The sequence below is a fragment of the Shewanella sp. GD04112 genome, assembly GCF_029835735.1.
In the GTDB taxonomy this organism is placed as follows: domain Bacteria; phylum Pseudomonadota; class Gammaproteobacteria; order Enterobacterales; family Shewanellaceae; genus Shewanella.
The window spans coordinates 459,996-478,593 of the sequence record NZ_JAOEAL010000001.1 but is presented as its reverse complement, the minus strand read 5'-3'; the positions used below and the strand labels follow the sequence as shown (position 1 = coordinate 478,593).

At 47.0% G+C, this 18,598-nt stretch carries 18 protein-coding genes; 13 read left to right on the top strand and 5 right to left on the bottom strand.

Annotated features, from left to right (window positions below; translation table 11 throughout):
- The first annotated feature begins 44 nt into the window (after positions 1–44).
- Together trxA and rho are read left to right on the top strand one after the other, a co-directional pair.
- Positions 45–371: a thioredoxin TrxA gene (trxA, locus tag N7386_RS02185; protein ID WP_011070766.1), complete on the top strand. Its 327-nt coding sequence runs from the start codon at positions 45–47 to the stop codon at positions 369–371.
- A gap of 211 nt (positions 372–582) precedes the next feature.
- Positions 583–1,848, top strand: a complete 1,266-nt coding sequence (rho, locus tag N7386_RS02180; protein ID WP_011621213.1) for a transcription termination factor Rho — start codon at positions 583–585, stop codon at positions 1,846–1,848.
- A 175-nt stretch (positions 1,849–2,023) separates the two neighbouring features.
- On the opposite strand, the gene N7386_RS02175 is transcribed toward rho, so the two are convergent.
- Positions 2,024–2,956: a LysR family transcriptional regulator gene (locus tag N7386_RS02175; protein WP_011715624.1), complete on the bottom strand. Its 933-nt coding sequence runs from the start codon at positions 2,954–2,956 to the stop codon at positions 2,024–2,026.
- Between the two features lie 118 nt (positions 2,957–3,074).
- Between N7386_RS02175 and N7386_RS02170 the strand changes: the two genes are divergently transcribed.
- Positions 3,075–4,097, top strand: coding sequence for a zinc-binding alcohol dehydrogenase family protein (locus N7386_RS02170; protein ID WP_279766908.1), 1,023 nt, complete (start codon positions 3,075–3,077; stop codon positions 4,095–4,097).
- Positions 4,094–4,378, top strand: coding sequence for a putative quinol monooxygenase (locus tag N7386_RS02165; protein ID WP_011715622.1), 285 nt, complete (start codon positions 4,094–4,096; stop codon positions 4,376–4,378). The genes N7386_RS02170 and N7386_RS02165 overlap by 4 nt, the downstream gene beginning before the upstream one ends.
- Positions 4,379–4,441: 63 nt before the next feature.
- On the opposite strand, the gene N7386_RS02160 is transcribed toward N7386_RS02165, so the two are convergent.
- The 4 genes from N7386_RS02160 to N7386_RS02145 all read right to left on the bottom strand — a co-directional run bounded on the left by N7386_RS02160 (position 4,442) and on the right by N7386_RS02145 (position 8,844).
- Positions 4,442–5,173, bottom strand: coding sequence for a fumarate reductase iron-sulfur subunit (locus N7386_RS02160; RefSeq protein ID WP_011070759.1), 732 nt, complete (start codon positions 5,171–5,173; stop codon positions 4,442–4,444).
- Positions 5,173–7,179, bottom strand: a complete 2,007-nt coding sequence (locus N7386_RS02155; protein WP_279766906.1) for a fumarate reductase flavoprotein subunit — start codon at positions 7,177–7,179, stop codon at positions 5,173–5,175. The genes N7386_RS02160 and N7386_RS02155 overlap by 1 nt, the downstream gene beginning before the upstream one ends.
- Positions 7,180–7,240: 61 nt before the next feature.
- Positions 7,241–7,912 (bottom strand): fumarate reductase cytochrome b subunit, encoded by a 672-nt coding sequence (locus N7386_RS02150; RefSeq protein ID WP_011621208.1) that lies wholly within the window; start codon positions 7,910–7,912, stop codon positions 7,241–7,243.
- Between the two features lie 206 nt (positions 7,913–8,118).
- Positions 8,119–8,844, bottom strand: coding sequence for a fumarate reductase cytochrome b subunit (locus tag N7386_RS02145; protein ID WP_279766905.1), 726 nt, complete (start codon positions 8,842–8,844; stop codon positions 8,119–8,121).
- Between the two features lie 441 nt (positions 8,845–9,285).
- Here N7386_RS02145 and prmA point away from each other — a divergent pair, with 441 nt between their 5' ends.
- From prmA to rhuM, 9 genes are all read left to right on the top strand, one after another.
- On the top strand, positions 9,286–10,167 hold the full coding sequence (prmA, locus tag N7386_RS02140; protein ID WP_011621206.1) for a 50S ribosomal protein L11 methyltransferase: 882 nt from the start codon (positions 9,286–9,288) through the stop codon (positions 10,165–10,167).
- Between the two features lie 174 nt (positions 10,168–10,341).
- On the top strand, positions 10,342–11,310 hold the full coding sequence (dusB, locus tag N7386_RS02135; RefSeq protein ID WP_279766904.1) for a tRNA dihydrouridine synthase DusB: 969 nt from the start codon (positions 10,342–10,344) through the stop codon (positions 11,308–11,310).
- A 16-nt stretch (positions 11,311–11,326) separates the two neighbouring features.
- A complete protein-coding gene (gene fis, locus N7386_RS02130; protein ID WP_006083371.1) occupies positions 11,327–11,632 on the top strand; it encodes a DNA-binding transcriptional regulator Fis in 306 nt (101 codons plus the stop codon).
- A 115-nt stretch (positions 11,633–11,747) separates the two neighbouring features.
- The gene (locus N7386_RS02125; RefSeq protein WP_279766903.1) at positions 11,748–12,572 is read left to right on the top strand and encodes a DUF6387 family protein; all 825 of its coding nucleotides are present in this window, start codon (positions 11,748–11,750) and stop codon (positions 12,570–12,572) included.
- 107 nt (positions 12,573–12,679) lie between these two features.
- The gene (locus N7386_RS02120; RefSeq protein WP_279766902.1) at positions 12,680–12,928 is read left to right on the top strand and encodes an AlpA family transcriptional regulator; all 249 of its coding nucleotides are present in this window, start codon (positions 12,680–12,682) and stop codon (positions 12,926–12,928) included.
- Between the two features lie 294 nt (positions 12,929–13,222).
- Positions 13,223–13,918: an inovirus-type Gp2 protein gene (locus N7386_RS02115; protein WP_279766901.1), complete on the top strand. Its 696-nt coding sequence runs from the start codon at positions 13,223–13,225 to the stop codon at positions 13,916–13,918.
- A gap of 430 nt (positions 13,919–14,348) precedes the next feature.
- A complete protein-coding gene (locus N7386_RS02110) occupies positions 14,349–16,154 on the top strand; it encodes a type I restriction-modification system subunit M (protein WP_279766900.1) in 1,806 nt (601 codons plus the stop codon).
- Positions 16,147–17,460 carry a restriction endonuclease subunit S gene (locus N7386_RS02105; protein ID WP_279766899.1) on the top strand — a complete coding sequence of 438 codons (1,314 nt, stop codon included), beginning with the start codon at positions 16,147–16,149 and terminating at the stop codon, positions 17,458–17,460. Before N7386_RS02110 ends, N7386_RS02105 begins: the two co-directional genes overlap by 8 nt.
- A gap of 84 nt (positions 17,461–17,544) precedes the next feature.
- Positions 17,545–18,537, top strand: coding sequence for a RhuM family protein (gene rhuM / locus N7386_RS02100; protein WP_249553329.1), 993 nt, complete (start codon positions 17,545–17,547; stop codon positions 18,535–18,537).
- Positions 18,538–18,598 lie beyond the last annotated feature (61 nt).

Sequence of the window (18,598 nt, the reverse complement as noted above, 5' to 3'; positions counted from 1 at the left end):
AAGCCATTAACAAACCAGCAATGGCAACCAAACTGGAGAACATCATGAGCGATAAAATTATATACCTGAGCGACGACAGCTTCGAAAACGACGTATTAAAGGCTGATTTACCAGTATTGGTAGACTTTTGGGCTGAATGGTGTGGTCCATGCAAAATGATCGCTCCAATCCTTGACGATGTTGCCGAAGAGTACGCAGGTCGTGTGACTATCGCTAAATTAAACGTTGACCAAAACAACGTTTCTCCAGCGAAATATGGCGTTCGTGGTATCCCAACTTTACTGTTATTCAAGAACGGTGAATTAGCGGCAACTAAAGTTGGCGCACTGTCAAAAACTCAATTAAAAGAGTTCATCGACGCACAAATCTAATTTGTTGTCGCTATGAGTGACCTCCGGCACAAGCTTTAATTAATTGTGCCGGAATACCCCTAAATTTCTGGACGCCCCGCTTTGTTAGTGCTACTTTAATAACCAGATTCTTTCTAACTAAACCACTTCTCGCTCGTCAATCACTATCCTGAATCACAAACTTTACTGATTGATCGCGGTAAGCTTTGTCGCGTAACACAAGATCCCCAACATGAACTTAACTGAATTAAAAGACACGCCGATATCCGACCTAGTCTCGCTAGCCGAAAATATGAAACTCGAAAATATGGCCCGCGCTCGCAAGCAGGACATTATTTTCTCTATTCTTAAAGCCCACGCCAAAAGCGGCGAAGACATTTTCGGTGGCGGTGTATTAGAGATACTCCAAGACGGATTCGGTTTCTTACGTAGTGCAGATGGATCTTATTTAGCTGGCCCGGATGATATTTATGTATCACCAAGCCAAATTCGCCGCTTTAACATGCGAACGGGCGACACGATTTTTGGCAAGATTCGCCCACCAAAAGAAGGTGAACGTTATTTTGCCCTGCTAAAAGTTAACGAAGTTAACTTCGATAAACCTGAAAACTCTCGCAACAAAATCCTCTTTGAAAACTTAACCCCACTCCACGCAGAAGAACGTATGCGCATGGAGCGTGGTAATGGCTCTACTGAAGACATCACTGCCCGTATTCTGGATTTATGCTCACCTATCGGTAAGGGTCAACGTGGTCTGATCGTCGCACCACCAAAAGCGGGTAAAACCTTATTACTGCAAAACATTGCTCAGTCAATCACCTACAACAACCCAGAAGTGGTGTTGATGGTACTGCTGATCGATGAACGTCCTGAAGAAGTGACCGAGATGCAACGCCTAGTTCAAGGTGAAGTGATTGCATCGACCTTCGACGAACCAGCTAGCCGTCACGTACAAGTGGCTGAAATGGTAATTGAAAAAGCCAAACGTTTAGTTGAGCACAAGAAAGACGTTGTGATCTTACTCGACTCTATCACTCGTTTGGCTCGCGCCTACAACACTGTTATCCCATCATCGGGCAAAGTGTTAACCGGTGGTGTGGATGCAAACGCCCTGCACCGTCCTAAGCGCTTCTTCGGTGCGGCTCGTAACATCGAAAACGGCGGCAGCTTAACAATTATTGCCACCGCACTGGTTGATACCGGCTCGAAAATGGACGAAGTAATTTACGAAGAGTTCAAAGGTACTGGTAACCAAGAACTGCATCTGTCACGCAAGGCCGCTGAAAAACGCGTATTCCCAGCGATTGACTTCAACCGCAGTGGTACTCGTCGCGAAGAAAAACTGACCACGCCTGATGAACTGCAAAAGATGTGGATCCTACGTAAGATCTTAAATCCAATGGATGAAGTCAGCGCAATGGAATTCCTGATCGATAAACTGGCGATGACTAAAACTAACGAAGAATTCTTCACCGCGATGAAACGCGCTAAGTCTTAATCTAGGTTTAGGGTCAAATCTTTCAAAAAAGCCGCTTAATGCGGCTTTTTTATTGCGCCGAGTTTGGCAGTGCAAGATGAAATCACAGAGCGTTGAGCTCTCTTCAGAGAGGAAATCACGAAGGCAATCCACTTATCAAGCCCCAGCGACTCCCTTAGATTCCCGCATTCAATTGTTATTTAAACTGCGTTTCAGACTTAAGGTATGTCGCTAGGGCACGGCTTAAGGCTTGAGTCTGTTGCCTGAGCATTTCACGAAGCAGCAGCACCACGGGCGTGACATGCTCACGCCCAGGGCACACTAAGTATAAGTTGACCGATTCACCCCGATATTCGGGCAGCAAGGGCACAAGGCGCCCCGCCATAATATCCTCCGCCAGATCTAAGCTCGACTTGAACACTAACCCCTTACCTGCCACAGCCCAGCGTCGCGCAATCTCAGCATCATTGGCGCTGCGATTACCCGTCACGCGGATTTTAAATTCTTGACCATCACGCTCAAATTGCCATTGATCATGGGTGCGGTCATCGAGTTTATAAAACAAACAATTGTGCTGCGCTAACTGTTCTAAGGTCTCGGGTTTACCAAACTTGGCGAGATATTCAGGTGAAGCGCATAGTAATCGGTCGGCGCAGCAAATCGGAAATGCGACCTGATTGGAGTCCTGCGGTTTACCGTAACGCACCGCAACATCGATTTTATCGTGGTAAAAGCTGCTGATGTTATCGCCCAAATGCAGCCGTACTTGTAGCTGCGGAAAATCTAACAGGAAGTCATCGAGCCAAGGGACAAATAAGTTACGCCCAAAATCGGATGAAACCGACAGGCTCAAGGTGCCAGAGACTTTACCTTTATCGCTGGCAATCGCCTGTTCCCCGAGGGCGAGATCACTCAAAGCACGGCGGCAATGGATAAGATAGCGCTCACCTTGAGCAGTTAATCTCAGGCTTCGGGTCGTACGTACAAATAGGCTAGTATCGAGTTGTTTTTCAAGCCGTTTAATCGCTGCGCTCGCCGATGCTGCCGAGAGTTCCATTTCAACCGCAGCAGCCGAAATACTGCCGCAATCGGCAACGCGAACAAATAGTGCGAGATCATTCAGCAGCATGATTTTCAAAAATCCTTTGAAAAAATTACAAAGTTTACCCCGTTTATCTAGGCTTTAATATTCCACACAATAGTTGCCATTGACAAGTACAGACACCAGCCGCAAGCGAGGAATCAAGATGAAAGCCATAGGTTATCAAACCGCGGGAGCCGTCGATGCACCCAATGCATTACAAAACATCACCTTACCCGAACCTACACCGCAAGGTTTTGACCTGTTAGTTGAGGTAAAAGCCATATCCGTTAATCCCGTCGATACCAAAATCCGCGCATCAAGCTCAGCTCCAGCAGGGGAATATAAAATCCTCGGTTGGGATGCGGTCGGAGTCGTTAAAGCCGTGGGGGACAAGGTGAGCCTGTTTAAGGTGGGCGATGAAGTCTGGTATGCCGGCGATATTAGCCGCAGCGGCAGTTATGCCGAATATCAGTTAGTCGATGAGCGCATTGTGGGCCATAAACCGCAAACCTTAAACAATGCCCAGGCTGCCGCCCTGCCCCTAACCAGTATTACGGCTTGGGAGCTATTGTTTGATCGCTTAGGCTTACCTCAGGATGGCTCGGCCACGAATGCGCGAATTTTGATTATCGGTGCCGCTGGAGGTGTAGGATCTATCATCACCCAACTGGCGGTCAAGCTAACTGGCGCCGAGGTAATTGGCACAGCATCACGCCCCGAATCCGCCGCTTGGGTAAAAAAGTTAGGCGCGAATCAGGTCATCAATCACCAACAGCCACTCTCGCAGGAACTGGCGAAGTGGGATATTGCTGATGTCACCCATGTGATTAGCCTAACCCAAACCGATAAGCACTTTGACGAAATCGTAAAAGTCCTCAGACCCCAAGGTAAACTGGCACTCATTGACGATCCCGTCGGCCCACTGGACGTGATGAAGCTTAAACTTAAAAGCCTGTCACTACATTGGGAGCTCATGTTTACCCGCAGCCTCTTTCAAACCGAAGACATGATTGCCCAGCATCATCTGCTCAATCGTATCGCCGAGCTGATTGATACAGGCACAGTTCAAAGTACCTTTGGCGAACACTATGGCGCCATTAATGCGCAAAACTTGCTTAAAGCCCATGCACAAATAGAGTCGGGTAAGGCCATAGGTAAAATCGTGCTCGAAGGATTTAGCCAATGAAAGTGACAGTTTTTGCGCAAATTCAAGCTCGTTCTGGCCAAGGCAAAGCCTTGTCTCACGTCCTTAAGCAGCTGGTTAAAGCAACCCTGACCGAGGCCGGTTGCTTAGAATACACGCTGCACCAATCCATAGAGGATGCCGATCAGTTTTGGATGTATGAGGTGTGGCAATCCCAAGCAGCCTTGGATGCGCATATGGCAAGCCCGCACTTTAACGACTTTGTGACTAGCTCAAACGCTATCATGGACAAGGCGAGCATTTACAAGGCCTATGCCTGCTAACCTCACCAAGTAAAAAGCGCCTAATCAGGCGCTTTGCTTTTTGAATCAAACAGCTAACAGAAATTAAACTAAGGTCATCGCCATTTTGCGGCGCAGATAGGCTATCTGCTGCATATGAGGCAAATCCTTCGGACAGTTGTCTTGGCAGCCGAGCAAGGTCATACAACCAAACACGCCGTCCTGATTACCAATCACATGGTAAAAATCTTCAGCCGTGCGCGCATCGCGGCTATCGAGTTCAAAGCGGGCGATTTTCATCATCCCCACGGCCCCAACAAAGGTCTCACGCATTTGTTTGGTCGCGCAGGCTGATACACAAACCCCGCACTCGACGCAGCGCTCTAATTCATAGAGCCTTGCCGCTTCCTCTGGCGCCATAGGCTCCTCGAGGCGATGGATACTGATATCATTCGCTTTGGGGTGTAACCACAGCTTCAAGCGCTCGGCGAGTTCGCGCATAAACTTACCCGTGTTAACCGATAAATCACCAATCAATTCAAAGCCAGGTAATGGCATTAGGGTGATTTCTCCCTTGGGATATTTGGCGGTTAGGGTGCGGCAAGCTAAGGTTGGGAAACCATTGATTACCATGGCACAACTGCCGCAAATCCCCGCCCGACAGACAAAGTCAAACTGCAACGACGTATCTTGCTCTTCTCTGAGCTTATTGAGTGCAATAAATACCGTCATGCCCGGCGTTTCGGTGAGCTGATAACGCACCATCTTCGGCTTATCGTTTGGCTCCTGTGGATCATAACGAAAAATATTAAAGGTTAACTGGCGACCTTGGCTCATTATGATTTTTCTCCTAGCACATTGGCTGATGGTCTTTGTAAGGTATCGCTTAAACGTTCATTTTTAGCTTGTAAGCTCGGGGGCAGCTCGAATGGCATCAGCGCCGCTTGGCGTTGATAACGATCGGCATCGTCACCCAGCCCAGCCAAAATCTCGGTAATTTGTTGCTCGCGTTTGGCGGTATCGGGGTGAGCAATAGCATTATCGATACCATAACCCCGGTATCCCGGCGGCAGCTCCATCTTCATCACATCTAGCGGCTCGTAGCTTAAAACGGGGGCCAACGCCTCGGCATCGGGCCAACTAGCGAGAGTACGGTTGAGCCAGTCTCTGTCATTACGCTGCGGATAATCCTCACGGGCGTGGGCACCACGGCTCTCGGTACGCGCTGCTGCGCCACAGGCAACGGTCAACGCTACCTTGAGCATCCGCTTCACCCTTAGCGCTTCTACCAGCTCAGGATTGGCATGGCGTTTCTTACACTTAACTCCGAGCTTACGTGAGCGTTCAAGCAGCGCCTTTAGCTCAGTCACCGCTTTATCAAGCTCAGGGCCGTTACGGAAAATCCCCACGTAATCCATCATAATCCGCTGCATTTCGCGTTTAAGTACAAAGGGACTTTCATGGCCTTCACCATCGACTAAGGTGTCGATTTCAGTCTGCACCTGCCGCATAAATTTTTCGGCAAGCTGAGTGTCGATTTCAAGGCTATTATTCTCACAAAAATCAGCCACATATTTGCCGATAATCATGCCGCCCACCACAGTTTCTGCGAGCGAGTTACCGCCCAAGCGGTTAAAGCCATGCATATCCCAGCAGGCCGCTTCGCCGACGCTGAATAAGCCCTTAAGCTGCGGGCTTTCGCCCGTTGCTTTAGTGCGGATCCCTCCCATCGAATAGTGCTGAGTTGGACGAACAGGGATCCAGTCCTTCGCGGGATCAATCCCGAGGAAGTTTTCGCAAATCTCCTGCACTTCACGCAGGTTGGTTTCGATATGCTTACGCCCAAGTAGGGTGATATCGAGCCATAAATGCGGGCCATAGGGGCTATCGACGCCCTTACCTTTACGCATATGCTCGGTCATGCGACGAGACACCACGTCCCGCGACGCCAGTTCCTTCTTCTCTGGCTCATAGTCTGGCATAAAACGATAACCGTCTTTATCCCGCAGCAAGCCACCATCGCCACGGCAACCTTCTGTGGTTAAAATCCCCACGGGCACAATCGCCGTGGGGTGGAATTGCACAGCCTCCATATTACCAAGGGTCGCAACGCCCGTTTCGAGCGCCAACGCCTGACCTATCCCCTCGCAGATAATTGCATTGGTTGAGACTTCATAAATCCGGCCATAACCACCGGTGGCGATAGTGGTCGATTTCGCGACGTAGGCACGCAACTCGCCCGTGATTAAACAGCGGGCAATCACCCCGTGACAGCGTTGACCGTCATGGATAATCGAGAGCGCTTCGACGCGTTCGTGGACAGGAATATCCATCGAAATCGCTTTGTTATCCATGGCATAGAGCAAGGAGTGACCGGTACCATCGGCGGTGTAGCAGGTGCGCCACTTTTTGGTACCACCAAAGTCACGGGCATTGATCAGACCGTGAGCCTCTTCGGCTTCCTGCAAGGTGACTTTTTGTGCGTTAACAATGACATCCCTCGGGCCTGCGGTTACACGTGTCCAAGGCACGCCCCAGTTGGCTAATTCACGCACCGCCTTAGGCGCACAATGGGCAAACATTCTGGCGACTTCTTGATCGCAGCCCCAGTCCGATCCTTTCACCGTATCTTGAAAGTGCACGTCTTCATCATCGCCCATGCCTTTGACTGCATTACCAAGGCTTGCCTGCATTCCGCCCTGCGCCGCCGCAGAGTGAGAACGTTTAGCGGGAATAAGCGATAGCACTAAGGTATCTAACCCGCGCTCTTTAGAGGCAATGGCCACCCTCAGGCCAGCCAATCCGGCACCAACCACTAATGAATCGGTATAAATCAGTTTCACGCCTGCTCCTTAACGGGTACTGCTGTTATTGTTTTAGGACAACACACTTTTGTTATATTCGCTAACTCGCGTGGGGTAAAAATGCCAATAAGGAGGCAATCCCTACAGTGACAAACGCGATACTCACAATGGTTTTAATCTTACGTAAACGGCTGCGACTATTGAGATCCCGCGCCGCCCCCCACTTCAGTGCTACGCGGTAAATCCCGATGGCTGCATGTAACTCCACCGTCAGCAATAGCGGCAGATACACCATCCACACGCCTTGGTTCCAAATCCGCTCTGCACTGCCCTGCGGGCCTATGGTTTCTGGCGCCGAGCCAATAAGCCACAGATGCACTGGCAGCAATAACAGGATCACCACGCCCGTAATGGCCTGCCAACGCCAGAGGCGAGTATCACTGTGATTGATCACTTGCATCTGTTGTTTGAGCGCTCTTTGCTGGCGCAAACTCATGGGTAACTTTTGCAGTGCCACAATCACATGCACCAATGCAAGGGCGGCAATACCGACGGCAATACAAGTCACCACCCAGGGATAGCCATGGCCATCACTGGAGAGAAAACTTAGCTCCATAGTGCGAGCCACCCAGTTCATGGCATCGCCACCCAATAAAATGGACGACACCAGCACTAAGTGGGTCCACAAAAACACCGCCAGAATGACACCCGACAAACTCTGGCTTAAATCCAGCCACGCACTCCATTTTTTTATACTTAGTTTGATTGCCATTGCTTTCGCCTCGCGCCGCAGGCTCCTGAGAGCCCTGCTTAATAAGTTGTCCTCGAAAATTAATATCGCTCACAAATCCATCAAAAAACCTGAGTTAGATCAACTAGGAGGCGAATAATTAATCGAATGCTTAAATATTAGCAGCGAAACAAAATCCTGCTGCGCCCAAATCCATCAGGGATAAACGCAGCAGAATTGGATTTCAATCAATGGGGCACATAAGGCTGCACCGGCACACTTAGCTCACTACCGATAAACATATAGGAGACTAAGCTCGCACCACCTAGGCATAACAAATAGATAATCAATACCTTAGCAAGCTTACGTAAGCCGGAGCGCTGGGTCGTGATGCCCCACTTAACCGCCACTCGGTATAAACCAATCATGGCGTGGATGACGACCGCGGGCAGCAACAGGGCGTAGAGCAACCAAGCATTATCGTGATAGACACGCTCGGCCGATAAATGTGGACCAATTTCAGGATTTAAGATCATGGTAAAGAGGTGCACTGGCACCAGGAAAAACAGAATAAAACCCGTGATCAACTGCCAAAACCAAGCATGGGTATCGCGATGTTTAATGCCACCTAAATGTGATCGCAACGCTCGCCACTGCCCAAGCTGCGCCGGAAACCGTCTAAGAGCAACGGCTGCATGTAGAATCACCACGAGCAGCATAAACACTGAGAAGACTTTAGTGACAATCGGAAAGCCATGGCCCGTACTGCTAAACATACCGCCTTCGAGCAACTGCACCACATAGTAAAAGGCCTCTTTACCCAGCAGAATGCTCGACTCGAAATGCATATGTAACAACAGAAAGCAGCCCAGCATAATACCAGTCGCGCTCTGTAATCTATCGGCCTTAGCCGACCAAGGGTGACCTATCCCCTGTGTTTTCACGCTAGTGTGAACGCGCGTTACGCTTGTCATCTTGCTTTTACCCTTTAATGGTTTGTTGACGCCTCTTTGCAAACTACACCATAGCAGCAACAAAAAACGCGGCTGAGTGTCACAGATTTAAAGCGTGAGGCAACTCACGGGATAAGCGTCAACTCTTAGAAGAGGATCACAAAAAAGTCGTAAAAACCAAACAAAGGTAAAACCAATTAACCATTATATTTCATGGCTTTATATTAAAAATCGAAACGAGCGGTTCGATTTTGCGTACAACCAACAGCTGACAAGCTAACTCCTTGTCCATGCTGAAATAAACTTCATTTACTACCCAAAACCCCTAGATTGCTAGCGCAAATCCCTCAACCCACCTCCTCACCATCGCTAACGTTTAATTGCCATCGAATTCTGCAAATTAGCGCAGTTTGGGTATACAATAGCGCGATATTTTTTAAACCTAGCCACAGGATTTTACCCATGCCTTGGATCCAACTTCGCATTAACACTAACAGTGACGATGCTGAAACCATCAGCGACTTACTTATGGAAGAAGGCGCCGTTTCTATTACCTTTGAAGATGGTAAAGACACCCCGATTTTTGAGCCTAAACTGGGCGAAACCCCTCTGTGGCAAGATACCGTAGTGGTTGCCCTGTTCGAGGCTGACACAGATCTCGCACCGACTATCGAGATGCTGAAAACCCTGCCGTTTTTAGGCGAGCACTTCAGCCACAAAATCGAGCAAATTGAAGATAAAGACTGGGTTCGCGAGTGGATGGATAACTACCACCCAATCCAATTTGGTAAACGCCTATGGATTTGCCCAAGCTGGCGTGAAGTTCCCGATCCAAGCGCAGTGAACGTGATCTTAGATCCGGGCCTTGCCTTCGGCACAGGCACTCACCCAACGACAGCACTGTGTTTAGAGTGGTTAGATAGCTTAGATCTCAGCAACGAAGAAGTGATCGACTTTGGCTGCGGCTCAGGCATTCTCGCCGTGGCGGCGCTGAAACTGGGCGCAAAAAAGGTCACAGGTATCGATATCGACTATCAAGCCATCGAAGCCTCTAAAGCCAATGCCGAGCGTAATGATGTTGCCGACCAATTAGCACTTTATCTGCCAGAAGATCAACCCGCCGATCTTAAGGCCGATGTGTTAGTTGCCAATATTCTCGCAGGCCCACTGCGTGAACTTGCCCCCCTTATCGCCGAGCGCGTCAAATCTGGCGGTAAATTAGCCCTCTCAGGACTGCTTAAAGAGCAAGCGCAAGAAATCTCTGACTTCTATAGCCAATGGTTCGACATGGACGAAGCGGCTCACAAAGAAGATTGGAGCCGCTTGACAGGTAAGCGCAAATAACGCTAAAGGGTGGCGCAACATGCGCCACCACTGGCTTAGGCTTATTTTGTCGATGACTTCTCAAGGCTAAAAAGTCAAGAAAAAAAATTGCTCCTAGGTCATTTATTGACCTTTTCACGGCCAATAAAAAGGGCTACTATAGCGCCCCTTTGAAGAGCTAAGGTGAAACAGTAAATGCAGATTGGACCCTATCAACTGAAGAATCAGCTGATCGTGGCACCAATGGCAGGTGTCACCGATCAAGCTTTCCGTAATCTCTGTCTTCGTTATGGTGCAGCCTTAGCGGTGTCGGAGATGCTTTCATCGAATCCTGAAGTTTGGGACACAGATAAGAGCCGCCAGCGTATGACGCATTCCGGCGAGGAAGGTATTCGCTCAGTGCAAATTGCAGGTGCAGATCCAGAGTTAATGGCGCAGGCCGCCCAGTTCAACGTCGAACAAGGTGCCCACATCATTGATATCAACATGGGATGCCCGGCAAAAAAAGTGAATAAAAAGCTGGCAGGTTCTGCCCTAATGCAAAATCCACCCTTAGTGAAAGAAATTTTACAAGCCGTGGTCGCTGCAGTAGAGGTGCCTGTCACGTTAAAGATTCGCACAGGTTGGGAGCCTGAACACAGGAACGGTGTTCAAATCGCCCAGATTGCTGAGGATTGTGGTATCGCCTCGCTCGCCGTTCACGGCCGCACGAGACAATGCATGTACAGAGGCGACGCCGAGTACGACACCATCAAAGCAATTAAACAGAATGTCTCGATTCCTGTTGTCGCGAATGGGGATATCGACAGTCCGGAGAAAGCCCGCTTCGTGCTGGACTATACCGGTGTCGATGCTCTGATGATAGGACGGGGTGCTCAAGGACGGCCTTGGATTTTCAGAGAAATCCAGCACTACTTGGATACGGGTAATAAGCTAGCGCCCATTGAGGTGACTGAACAGCGTCAAGTGATGCTGGAACACCTCACCAAACTTTATGATTTGTATGGTGAATATAAGGGTATCCGCTTCGCCAGAAAGCATATTGGATGGTACCTAGACCAAGAGGATCAGCGCCAGTTCCGGGCTGACTTTAATCAGCTGGAAACCGCTGCAGAACAGTATTCCCTGGTGGAATATTATTTTGATGAATTAGTACAGAATTAATAAAGAGCAGAATAGAATGTTTGATCAGACAACTAACACAGAAGTTCACCAGCTTACCGTTGGCAAAATCGAAACCGCAAACGGCACTATCAAGCCCCAGTTATTACGTGACGCTGTTAAGCGTGCCGTAACTAACTTCTTCGCACAGTTGGACGGTCAGGAAGCACAAGAAGTGTATGAAATGGTGCTAAGTGAAGTTGAAGCACCTCTGCTTGACATCATCATGCAACACACTCGCGGCAACCAAACCCGCGCAGCAAACATGCTAGGTATCAACCGTGGTACTCTGCGTAAAAAATTAAAGAAATACGGCATGAACTAATCATTTAGATTAAGTGATTGTTATGAAAGGGGTTAGCCTGCTATGGCTAGCCCCTTTTCGCATTATATGTACCCCCATGTGTACCCCGAGATAATTCCTTGCCGAGTTTATATCGATGCAAACATCCGCAGCTAACTCAATACGAATTAAAACATCAGACCATCCCAAATGGCCTAATTGGTTTTCAATTAAGAACTATGATTGCCTTGCTGATCTCACTGCTGCGCAATTTCTTAATGAGCTAGAACTCAGGTTGACCCTTCACAACACACCGACTTTTCCTAATGGTAGAAAACTGACTGACAGTAAACGGTGGCAACTGATCCAGCAGGGTTATGTCATCATCAATTCGAATCCGGTTACACAACCAGACCTTCCGACAGTCATCGCATTGAACCATGTTGATCTTCTCGGGATAACTGAAGAGATTAAACTCCGCAGTGGTGATGACTACTTAGACTTAGAGCCGCAACTACTCGTGCCTTTGCTGGGGCAGGTTCGAGACTTAACCGTGTTAGGTATAGACTTAACTAAACCCAATAAAGCGATATTGGGTGACTGTGAGTTCCTGATTAATCAGCTGCGCAAAACCCTATCAATCCCAGAACCCCAAACGCCTGACAATTTTCAAGCAAATGAGAAAACCTTCAAAAAACTGCTGACTTATAAGTTGATCCCCTACCTTGATCTCATGATGTATTGCTATAACCATATCCCTTTTTATGAAGATAATTGGCAAAAGCTGGAATTTACACAAAATGTATTGAGTGAATTACTGCTTGGGGAAGAATCTAAACAAGAGCCTAGAATCGAGCTATATAAAAAAACCTATGCACCGTTTTATCGCAAGATTCTCAGCAACGAATCTCATCTAATGCAACTATTTGCGAATATCAGGCAAAATACGTGGGCGTTAGGCACTAAAATGCAGGATATTTAAGGGATTAAATTTGGGGTAAAAATCAAATTTCGTTTTTACCCCGAAATCACAATTGCAAACAGGCAAGATACTCCTAAGCCAAACAGAGACAATCTATAGGAGCATCTATGTCCCTCTTTAGTATCGAAAATTCAGCCATTCAAGACCGTATAGTACGAGAAACAGAGCGTAAACTAATCACGTCTATCAGCCGCTCACAAGCTTTTCAGCTAGAAAGACTTAACCGTTTCCCTAAACGCATAAAACTTGGAAATCGTTCTGTCGGTTGGCGTCTTTCAGAACTGATGCAATGGGTTCACTCTGGCGGAGAACTATCCGAACAAGTTACTGAGGGGGCGAGGTATGAAACCGAGTAAAAGAACTCAATTTGCCCAATTGCTCAACCAGCAGCGACCGATGGAGCGAATAATCCGAATCACTGAAATGTGCCAATTACTCGGCATAGATAGAACAACACTGTACAGACGAGTAAAAAGAAAGGTCTTTATTCAACCCATCAAAAGTCAAAATCGAACTATTGGTTGGTCTGAATCAAGTTATATCAACTGGCTAAACGGCACTAAGTAATAGCTAACCAAGGCGGCACTTGCCGCCTTCTTTTGGCCTGTAAACGCAACAAACTGCGACAAAGCTCAACCGAGTGCGATTAAATGCTGACGAATGCAGGCTCTAAATCACGTTTAACCAGCAAAAAAATGCAGTCTAAGCATCTGCAATACTATGGTAGGTCTCGCTTTACGCCACTTTACAACCCTCACTACGAGCAGGTTATTTATAATATTTCCGCTCTTCGCTTTCCCTTAGAAGATTTTCTATATCAAGAAACCTTATTTAAAGTGATGAGCTTTGAACACGGCATCAGCTCCAGCATTATGAGTGCAGCGATTGATCAACTGCTAACAGCTCTGAGTCACTATTCTAAAATCCTACTCGTCAGATTCGATCTACGAGTCTATACCGAAACACCCAATAACAGCGTAATCAGCAAATACCGCAAAACCCTGTTGAGATACCTAGATAAGAAGTACCAATCTAAAGCATGGTTATTTTGGGTACGAGAACAAACACCAAGAAGCGACAAAGCGCATTATCACTGCTTCATTCTACTCAATGGGCATAAAGCCAAGTCAGGCTGGGGCGCATTTCAACAGGTTCAGAAAGCATGCTATTTGCATCCAGACACTTCAGCATGGTTACCTGAGTCGGCAAGCTATAAAATTGAACGCAACGGGCTTAAAAGTGTTGAGTCTGCAATTCACAGGATCAGCTACCTTGCCAAGAATTACAGTAAAGAACTCACCCCAAATAAAGTAAAACGCTTTCAAACGAGTTCAAGCAGAGCATGAAAACACTAACAATTTTAAAACAATTAGACAGAAACCGAAGTGGATCTCACGCTGAAACGTGGATCAGCTATGAGTGGATCACAACAACATCAGCCCAAAACCAGACGCCAACAAAAATGCATGTAAAACAAAATTATACACTGGCAAAGAGTGAGGAAAACTCAACTAAAACCTGCATAAGATCCAAAACAATGATACGGTTAACATTTTAACAACAAGCCATGTTTACAGTTTGTAAAATCAAATTCATAGAGTAAAAGTAGAAGCAATCAAGCACCAACGGTACGACTTTGCCGCACAGCGCATATTTCCGCATCATAGCGTTGTACCCTCCCCCCCTTATCAGTACACTTTGGCGCATCAATGCACAGGGTACTTTTATCAGCATCACTTAACCCACAGTGCTTACCAAATTCATTAGAGAAAACCAGTGCCAAATCAAATCACTCTTCAACAGTTAGAGTCTTTCCTCTGGGAAACGGCGGATATTCTTCGCGGCAATATGGATGCATCAGAGTTCAAAGACTACATCTTCGGCATGATGTTCCTTAAGCGTCTATCGGATTCATTCGATGAAGCCCGTGAACAGGTGATCGAATACTACCTTGCCAAAGGTAAAACCCAAGTCGAGGCCGAAGCCTTAGCCAGTGATGAAGATGAGTACGACAGCACCTTCTATATTCCTGACGTTGCCCGCTGGTCAGCGCTTAAAGACTTAAAGCACAACATAGGTGAGGCGCTCAATACCGCCGCTGAAGCCATTGAAGAGCACAACCCAAACCTTGAGGGCGTGTTAGTCTCTATTGACTTCAACATTAAAAACAAGCTCTCCGATAATAAGCTACGCGACCTGCTCAGCCACTTTAACAAGTACCGCCTGCGCAATAGTGATTTCGAACGCCCCGATTTACTCGGCACCGCCTACGAATATTTGATTAAAATGTTTGCCGATAGTGCGGGTAAAAAAGGTGGTGAGTTCTATACCCCGAGCGAAGTGGTGCAACTGCTGGTGGCATTGCTAAAGCCCCATGCAGGCATGCGAATTTACGACCCAACAGTGGGTTCGGGCGGTATGCTGATCCAAATGCGTAATTATCTTGCGACCCATAACGAGAATGCCGCTAACCTGTCTTTATACGGCCAAGAGATGAACCTCAATACATGGGCAATCTGTAAGATGAACATGTTTTTGCACGGGGTACAAAGTGCCGACATTCGCAAGGGCGATACCCTGCGCGAGCCTAAGCATACGCTCGATGGCAGTCTAATGACCTTTAATCGCGTGATTGCCAATCCACCATTTTCGTTATCGAAATGGGGCAAAGAAGACTGCGATAAGGATAAATTTGGCCGCTTCCCCTATGGCACCCCACCGAAAGATGCTGGCGACCTAGCCTTTGTGCAGCATATGATCGCCAGTACCAATGATGATGGCATGGTCGGCGTTGTAATGCCCCATGGTGTGCTGTTTCGAGGCTCAAGCGAAAAAGATATTCGCAAAGGCATACTCGAAGACGACTTATTAGAAGCGGTGATCGGCCTACCTTCAGGTTTATTCTATGGCACAGGCATTCCTGCGTGTTTGCTTATCATCAACAAGCAGAAGCCAATAGCTCGTAGAGGAAAGGTGTTGTTCATCAACAGCGAGCTTGAGTTTGAAGAAGGCAAGAACCAAAACAAACTGCGCCCACAAGATATCGCCAAGATAGTCGAGACTTTTGACAATTACACCGAGCTGTCACGCTACTCAAAAGTGGTTGAGCTTAGCGAGATCGCAGACAACGATTACAACCTCAATATTCGCCGCTACGCCGACACCTCGCCACCAGCAGAGATCTTCGATGTACGCGCCATATTGCACGGCGGTATTCCGGTGCGTGAAGTGGAAGATGAATACATTCAACAAGAGATCCTCAAAGGCTTCGATGTTTCGGCTGTGTTCGATAAAGCTAATGATGGCTATTACGCATTTAAAGCCGAAATCGAAACCAAAGAACAGATCCGCCCGCTTGTTGAAAACAGCCTTGAGCGAATAGAGAGTACAGAGCTAGTAAATAGTGAAACTAGTGGGCTGACCGCCATGGACGGCGGGAATGCCGACAATGCAGGAGCAATTGTCGGCCAACTAGAGCGCTGGTGGGACAAGTACCAAGTATCATTGCATCAGCTTGATGCAGAAGTAGCCGAAGCAGAGCAAGAGATGCAGGGCTACCTGAAGGAACTAGGTTATGAGTAATTTGGTTCCAGAAGAGTGGTGTTTGATTAGCATCTCAGATATTTGTAATGGCAAACACGGTGTTGTAGATGGTCCGTTTGGTAGTAATTTAAAAACAGAGCACTATAGAGAGACTGGTATACCCGTTTTTCAAAGTGGTTTCGTTACGTCAAATCGATTTATTAAAAAGAACTATGTATTTGTAGACCAAGAAAAATATCAGGAGCAAATTAGAAGCTCAGCAGCTCCTAGCGATATATTAATGGCCAAAATTGGTATGAATGCTGGTGCATGTGCAATCATACCTAAAGGTCATCCTGTGGGTATTCTCGCTGGTAACTCTTTAAAAATGACTGTTAATAAAGATGTTGCGTCAAATTATTTTTTAGTTAGCCATTTACATTTCATGCAGCTAAATGGTGAACTTGGTAAACTGTTAACAGAAACAGCTCAGCCTGCAATTAGCATTAGTACATTGAGAAGGCACTTAGTGCCTCTCCCCCCACTCTCTGAACAGCGAAAGATTGCTGCGATTTTGACGTCAGTGGATGAGGTGATTGAAAAGACTCAAGCACAAATCGATAAGCTTAAAGACCTTAAAACCGCCATGATGCAAACACTGCTCACGAATGGTGTAGGCACCAAGCACGGTGATAAATATGTGCCCCACATCGAATTTAAAGACTCCCCCGTTGGCAGAATCCCAAAAAACTGGGAAGTTAGCTCACTGGGAGAATTAGCATCGTTCATAACGAGTGGCTCTCGAGGTTGGGCTGAGTATTACTCTAAATCAGGGGCTATGTTTATTCGAATTGGTAACCTAACTCGTGAACATATAAATTTTAGATTTAAAGATGTCGTACATGTTACGCCCCCCAATTCCGCAGAAGGAAAAAGGACATTAGTCAAAACAGGAGATGTGTTAATTTCGATAACTGCTGACTTAGGAATTATTGCTGTTGTTAATGATGACTTAGGCGAAGCATATGTAAATCAGCATATATCTCTAGTTAGATTGAATAATCCAGAAATTTCACGCTGGGTAGGGCACTTTCTTTCATATGAAAACTCCCAGAAACAATTTACAGCCAATAATGATTCTGGAGCTAAAGCTGGGTTGAATTTAATGTCAATTCGCAATACTAAAGTAGCAATTCCGCCAATAGAGGAAATGCATCAGATAGTAAAAACATTGGATTCTTTGGATAGTTGGATAGCAATAAAGCAAGAGAAACTATCTAAAGTTCAAGATAACAAAAAAGCCCTTATGCAGGATCTATTGACGGGCAAAGTGCGGGTTAAGGTCGATAACGATTCAGTTGTCTAATCCCAAGGGACGACAAAGCATTGACCGCTGTAGCAAAGATACGCAACATCAACAGTACAGCCCCTTGAGTTAAGAGGATAAACAGTGGATCACCAACTATCACAACATGATATTTTTATCAGTCAAGACGGTCAGTTACAGCTGACTGTGGCTGTCGATACCGAGACGGTTTGGTTAACCCAAGCGGAAATTTGTGTATTGTTCGACCGTGAGCGTTCGGTGATCACTAAGCATATCAACAACGTCTTTAAAGAGGGCGAACTAGAGCGGGATTCAGTATGTGCAATATTTGCACGTACTGCTGATGATGGTAAAACCTACCAAACTCAATACTTTAACCTTGATGTGATTATTTCTGTTGGCTATCGGGTAAAGTCCAAACGCGGTGTGCAGTTCCGCCAGTGGGCAACCAATACCTTAAAGCAGCATTTACTCCAAGGTTACACCCTAAACCAGCAACGCCTTGTACAGCGTGGTATTGAGTTTAACCAAGCATTAGCCCTCCTTTCAAAGACCTTAACCAACCAAGCCCTGATCAATCCAGACGGTCAAGCGGTTGTGAACGTAATTGCCGAGTACGCCCGCTCTTGGTCGCTACTACAAGGCTATGATGAGCAAAGCCTGACGGAAATCACCCACAAACAGCAACAGATGCAGCCTTTGGCGCTTGATGAGGTATTAGCCGCAATTGCAGCCTTAAAAACGAATCTGATAGCAAAAGGTGAAGCGACTGACTTGTTTGCTCAGCTACGGGGCAATGGCTTAGCTTCCAGCATTGCGACCATTGAACAAGGGTTTGGTGGCGAATGGTTTTACCCGAATGTGGCTAGCCGCGCCGCCCATCTATTGTATTTCATCATCAAAAATCATCCCTTTGCCGATGGTAATAAGCGCACAGGTTCATTTCTCTTTTTGTGGTACTTACAGCAAAATCAGCATCTGTTAGCTAAACCCGTGAGCGAGCAAATTAATGACACGACCTTAGTGGCTTTAGCTTTGCTGGTGGCCGAAAGTTTGCCAGACCAAAAAGAACTGATGATCCGCTTGATTGAACACTTTATTTTATTGAAAGAGTAAGCCTATCTAGTTCATATTTATCCCTATCACAGGCGACGGTGTCATCAAGTAGTATTGCCCA

Bases quoted from the DNA above. Each gene is read 5' to 3' on its own strand.
- N7386_RS02125 (WP_279766903.1), top strand. From the start codon at position 11,748: ATGCAAACATCCGCAGCTAACTCAATACGAATTAAAACATCAGACCAT.
- fis (WP_006083371.1), top strand. From the start codon at position 11,327: ATGTTTGATCAGACAACTAACACAGAAGTTCACCAGCTTACCGTTGGC.
- N7386_RS02150 (WP_011621208.1), bottom strand. From the start codon at position 7,912: ATGGCAATCAAACTAAGTATAAAAAAATGGAGTGCGTGGCTGGATTTA.
- N7386_RS02165 (WP_011715622.1), top strand. From the start codon at position 4,094: ATGAAAGTGACAGTTTTTGCGCAAATTCAAGCTCGTTCTGGCCAAGGC.
- N7386_RS02120 (WP_279766902.1), top strand. From the start codon at position 12,680: ATGTCCCTCTTTAGTATCGAAAATTCAGCCATTCAAGACCGTATAGTA.
- dusB (WP_279766904.1), top strand. From the start codon at position 10,342: ATGCAGATTGGACCCTATCAACTGAAGAATCAGCTGATCGTGGCACCA.
- N7386_RS02145 (WP_279766905.1), bottom strand. From the start codon at position 8,844: ATGACAAGCGTAACGCGCGTTCACACTAGCGTGAAAACACAGGGGATA.
- N7386_RS02115 (WP_279766901.1), top strand. From the start codon at position 13,223: ATGCTGACGAATGCAGGCTCTAAATCACGTTTAACCAGCAAAAAAATG.
- prmA (WP_011621206.1), top strand. From the start codon at position 9,286: ATGCCTTGGATCCAACTTCGCATTAACACTAACAGTGACGATGCTGAA.
- trxA (WP_011070766.1), top strand. From the start codon at position 45: ATGAGCGATAAAATTATATACCTGAGCGACGACAGCTTCGAAAACGAC.
- N7386_RS02170 (WP_279766908.1), top strand. From the start codon at position 3,075: ATGAAAGCCATAGGTTATCAAACCGCGGGAGCCGTCGATGCACCCAAT.
- N7386_RS02105 (WP_279766899.1), top strand. From the start codon at position 16,147: ATGAGTAATTTGGTTCCAGAAGAGTGGTGTTTGATTAGCATCTCAGAT.
- rho (WP_011621213.1), top strand. From the start codon at position 583: ATGAACTTAACTGAATTAAAAGACACGCCGATATCCGACCTAGTCTCG.
- N7386_RS02175 (WP_011715624.1), bottom strand. From the start codon at position 2,956: ATGCTGCTGAATGATCTCGCACTATTTGTTCGCGTTGCCGATTGCGGC.
- N7386_RS02160 (WP_011070759.1), bottom strand. From the start codon at position 5,173: ATGAGCCAAGGTCGCCAGTTAACCTTTAATATTTTTCGTTATGATCCA.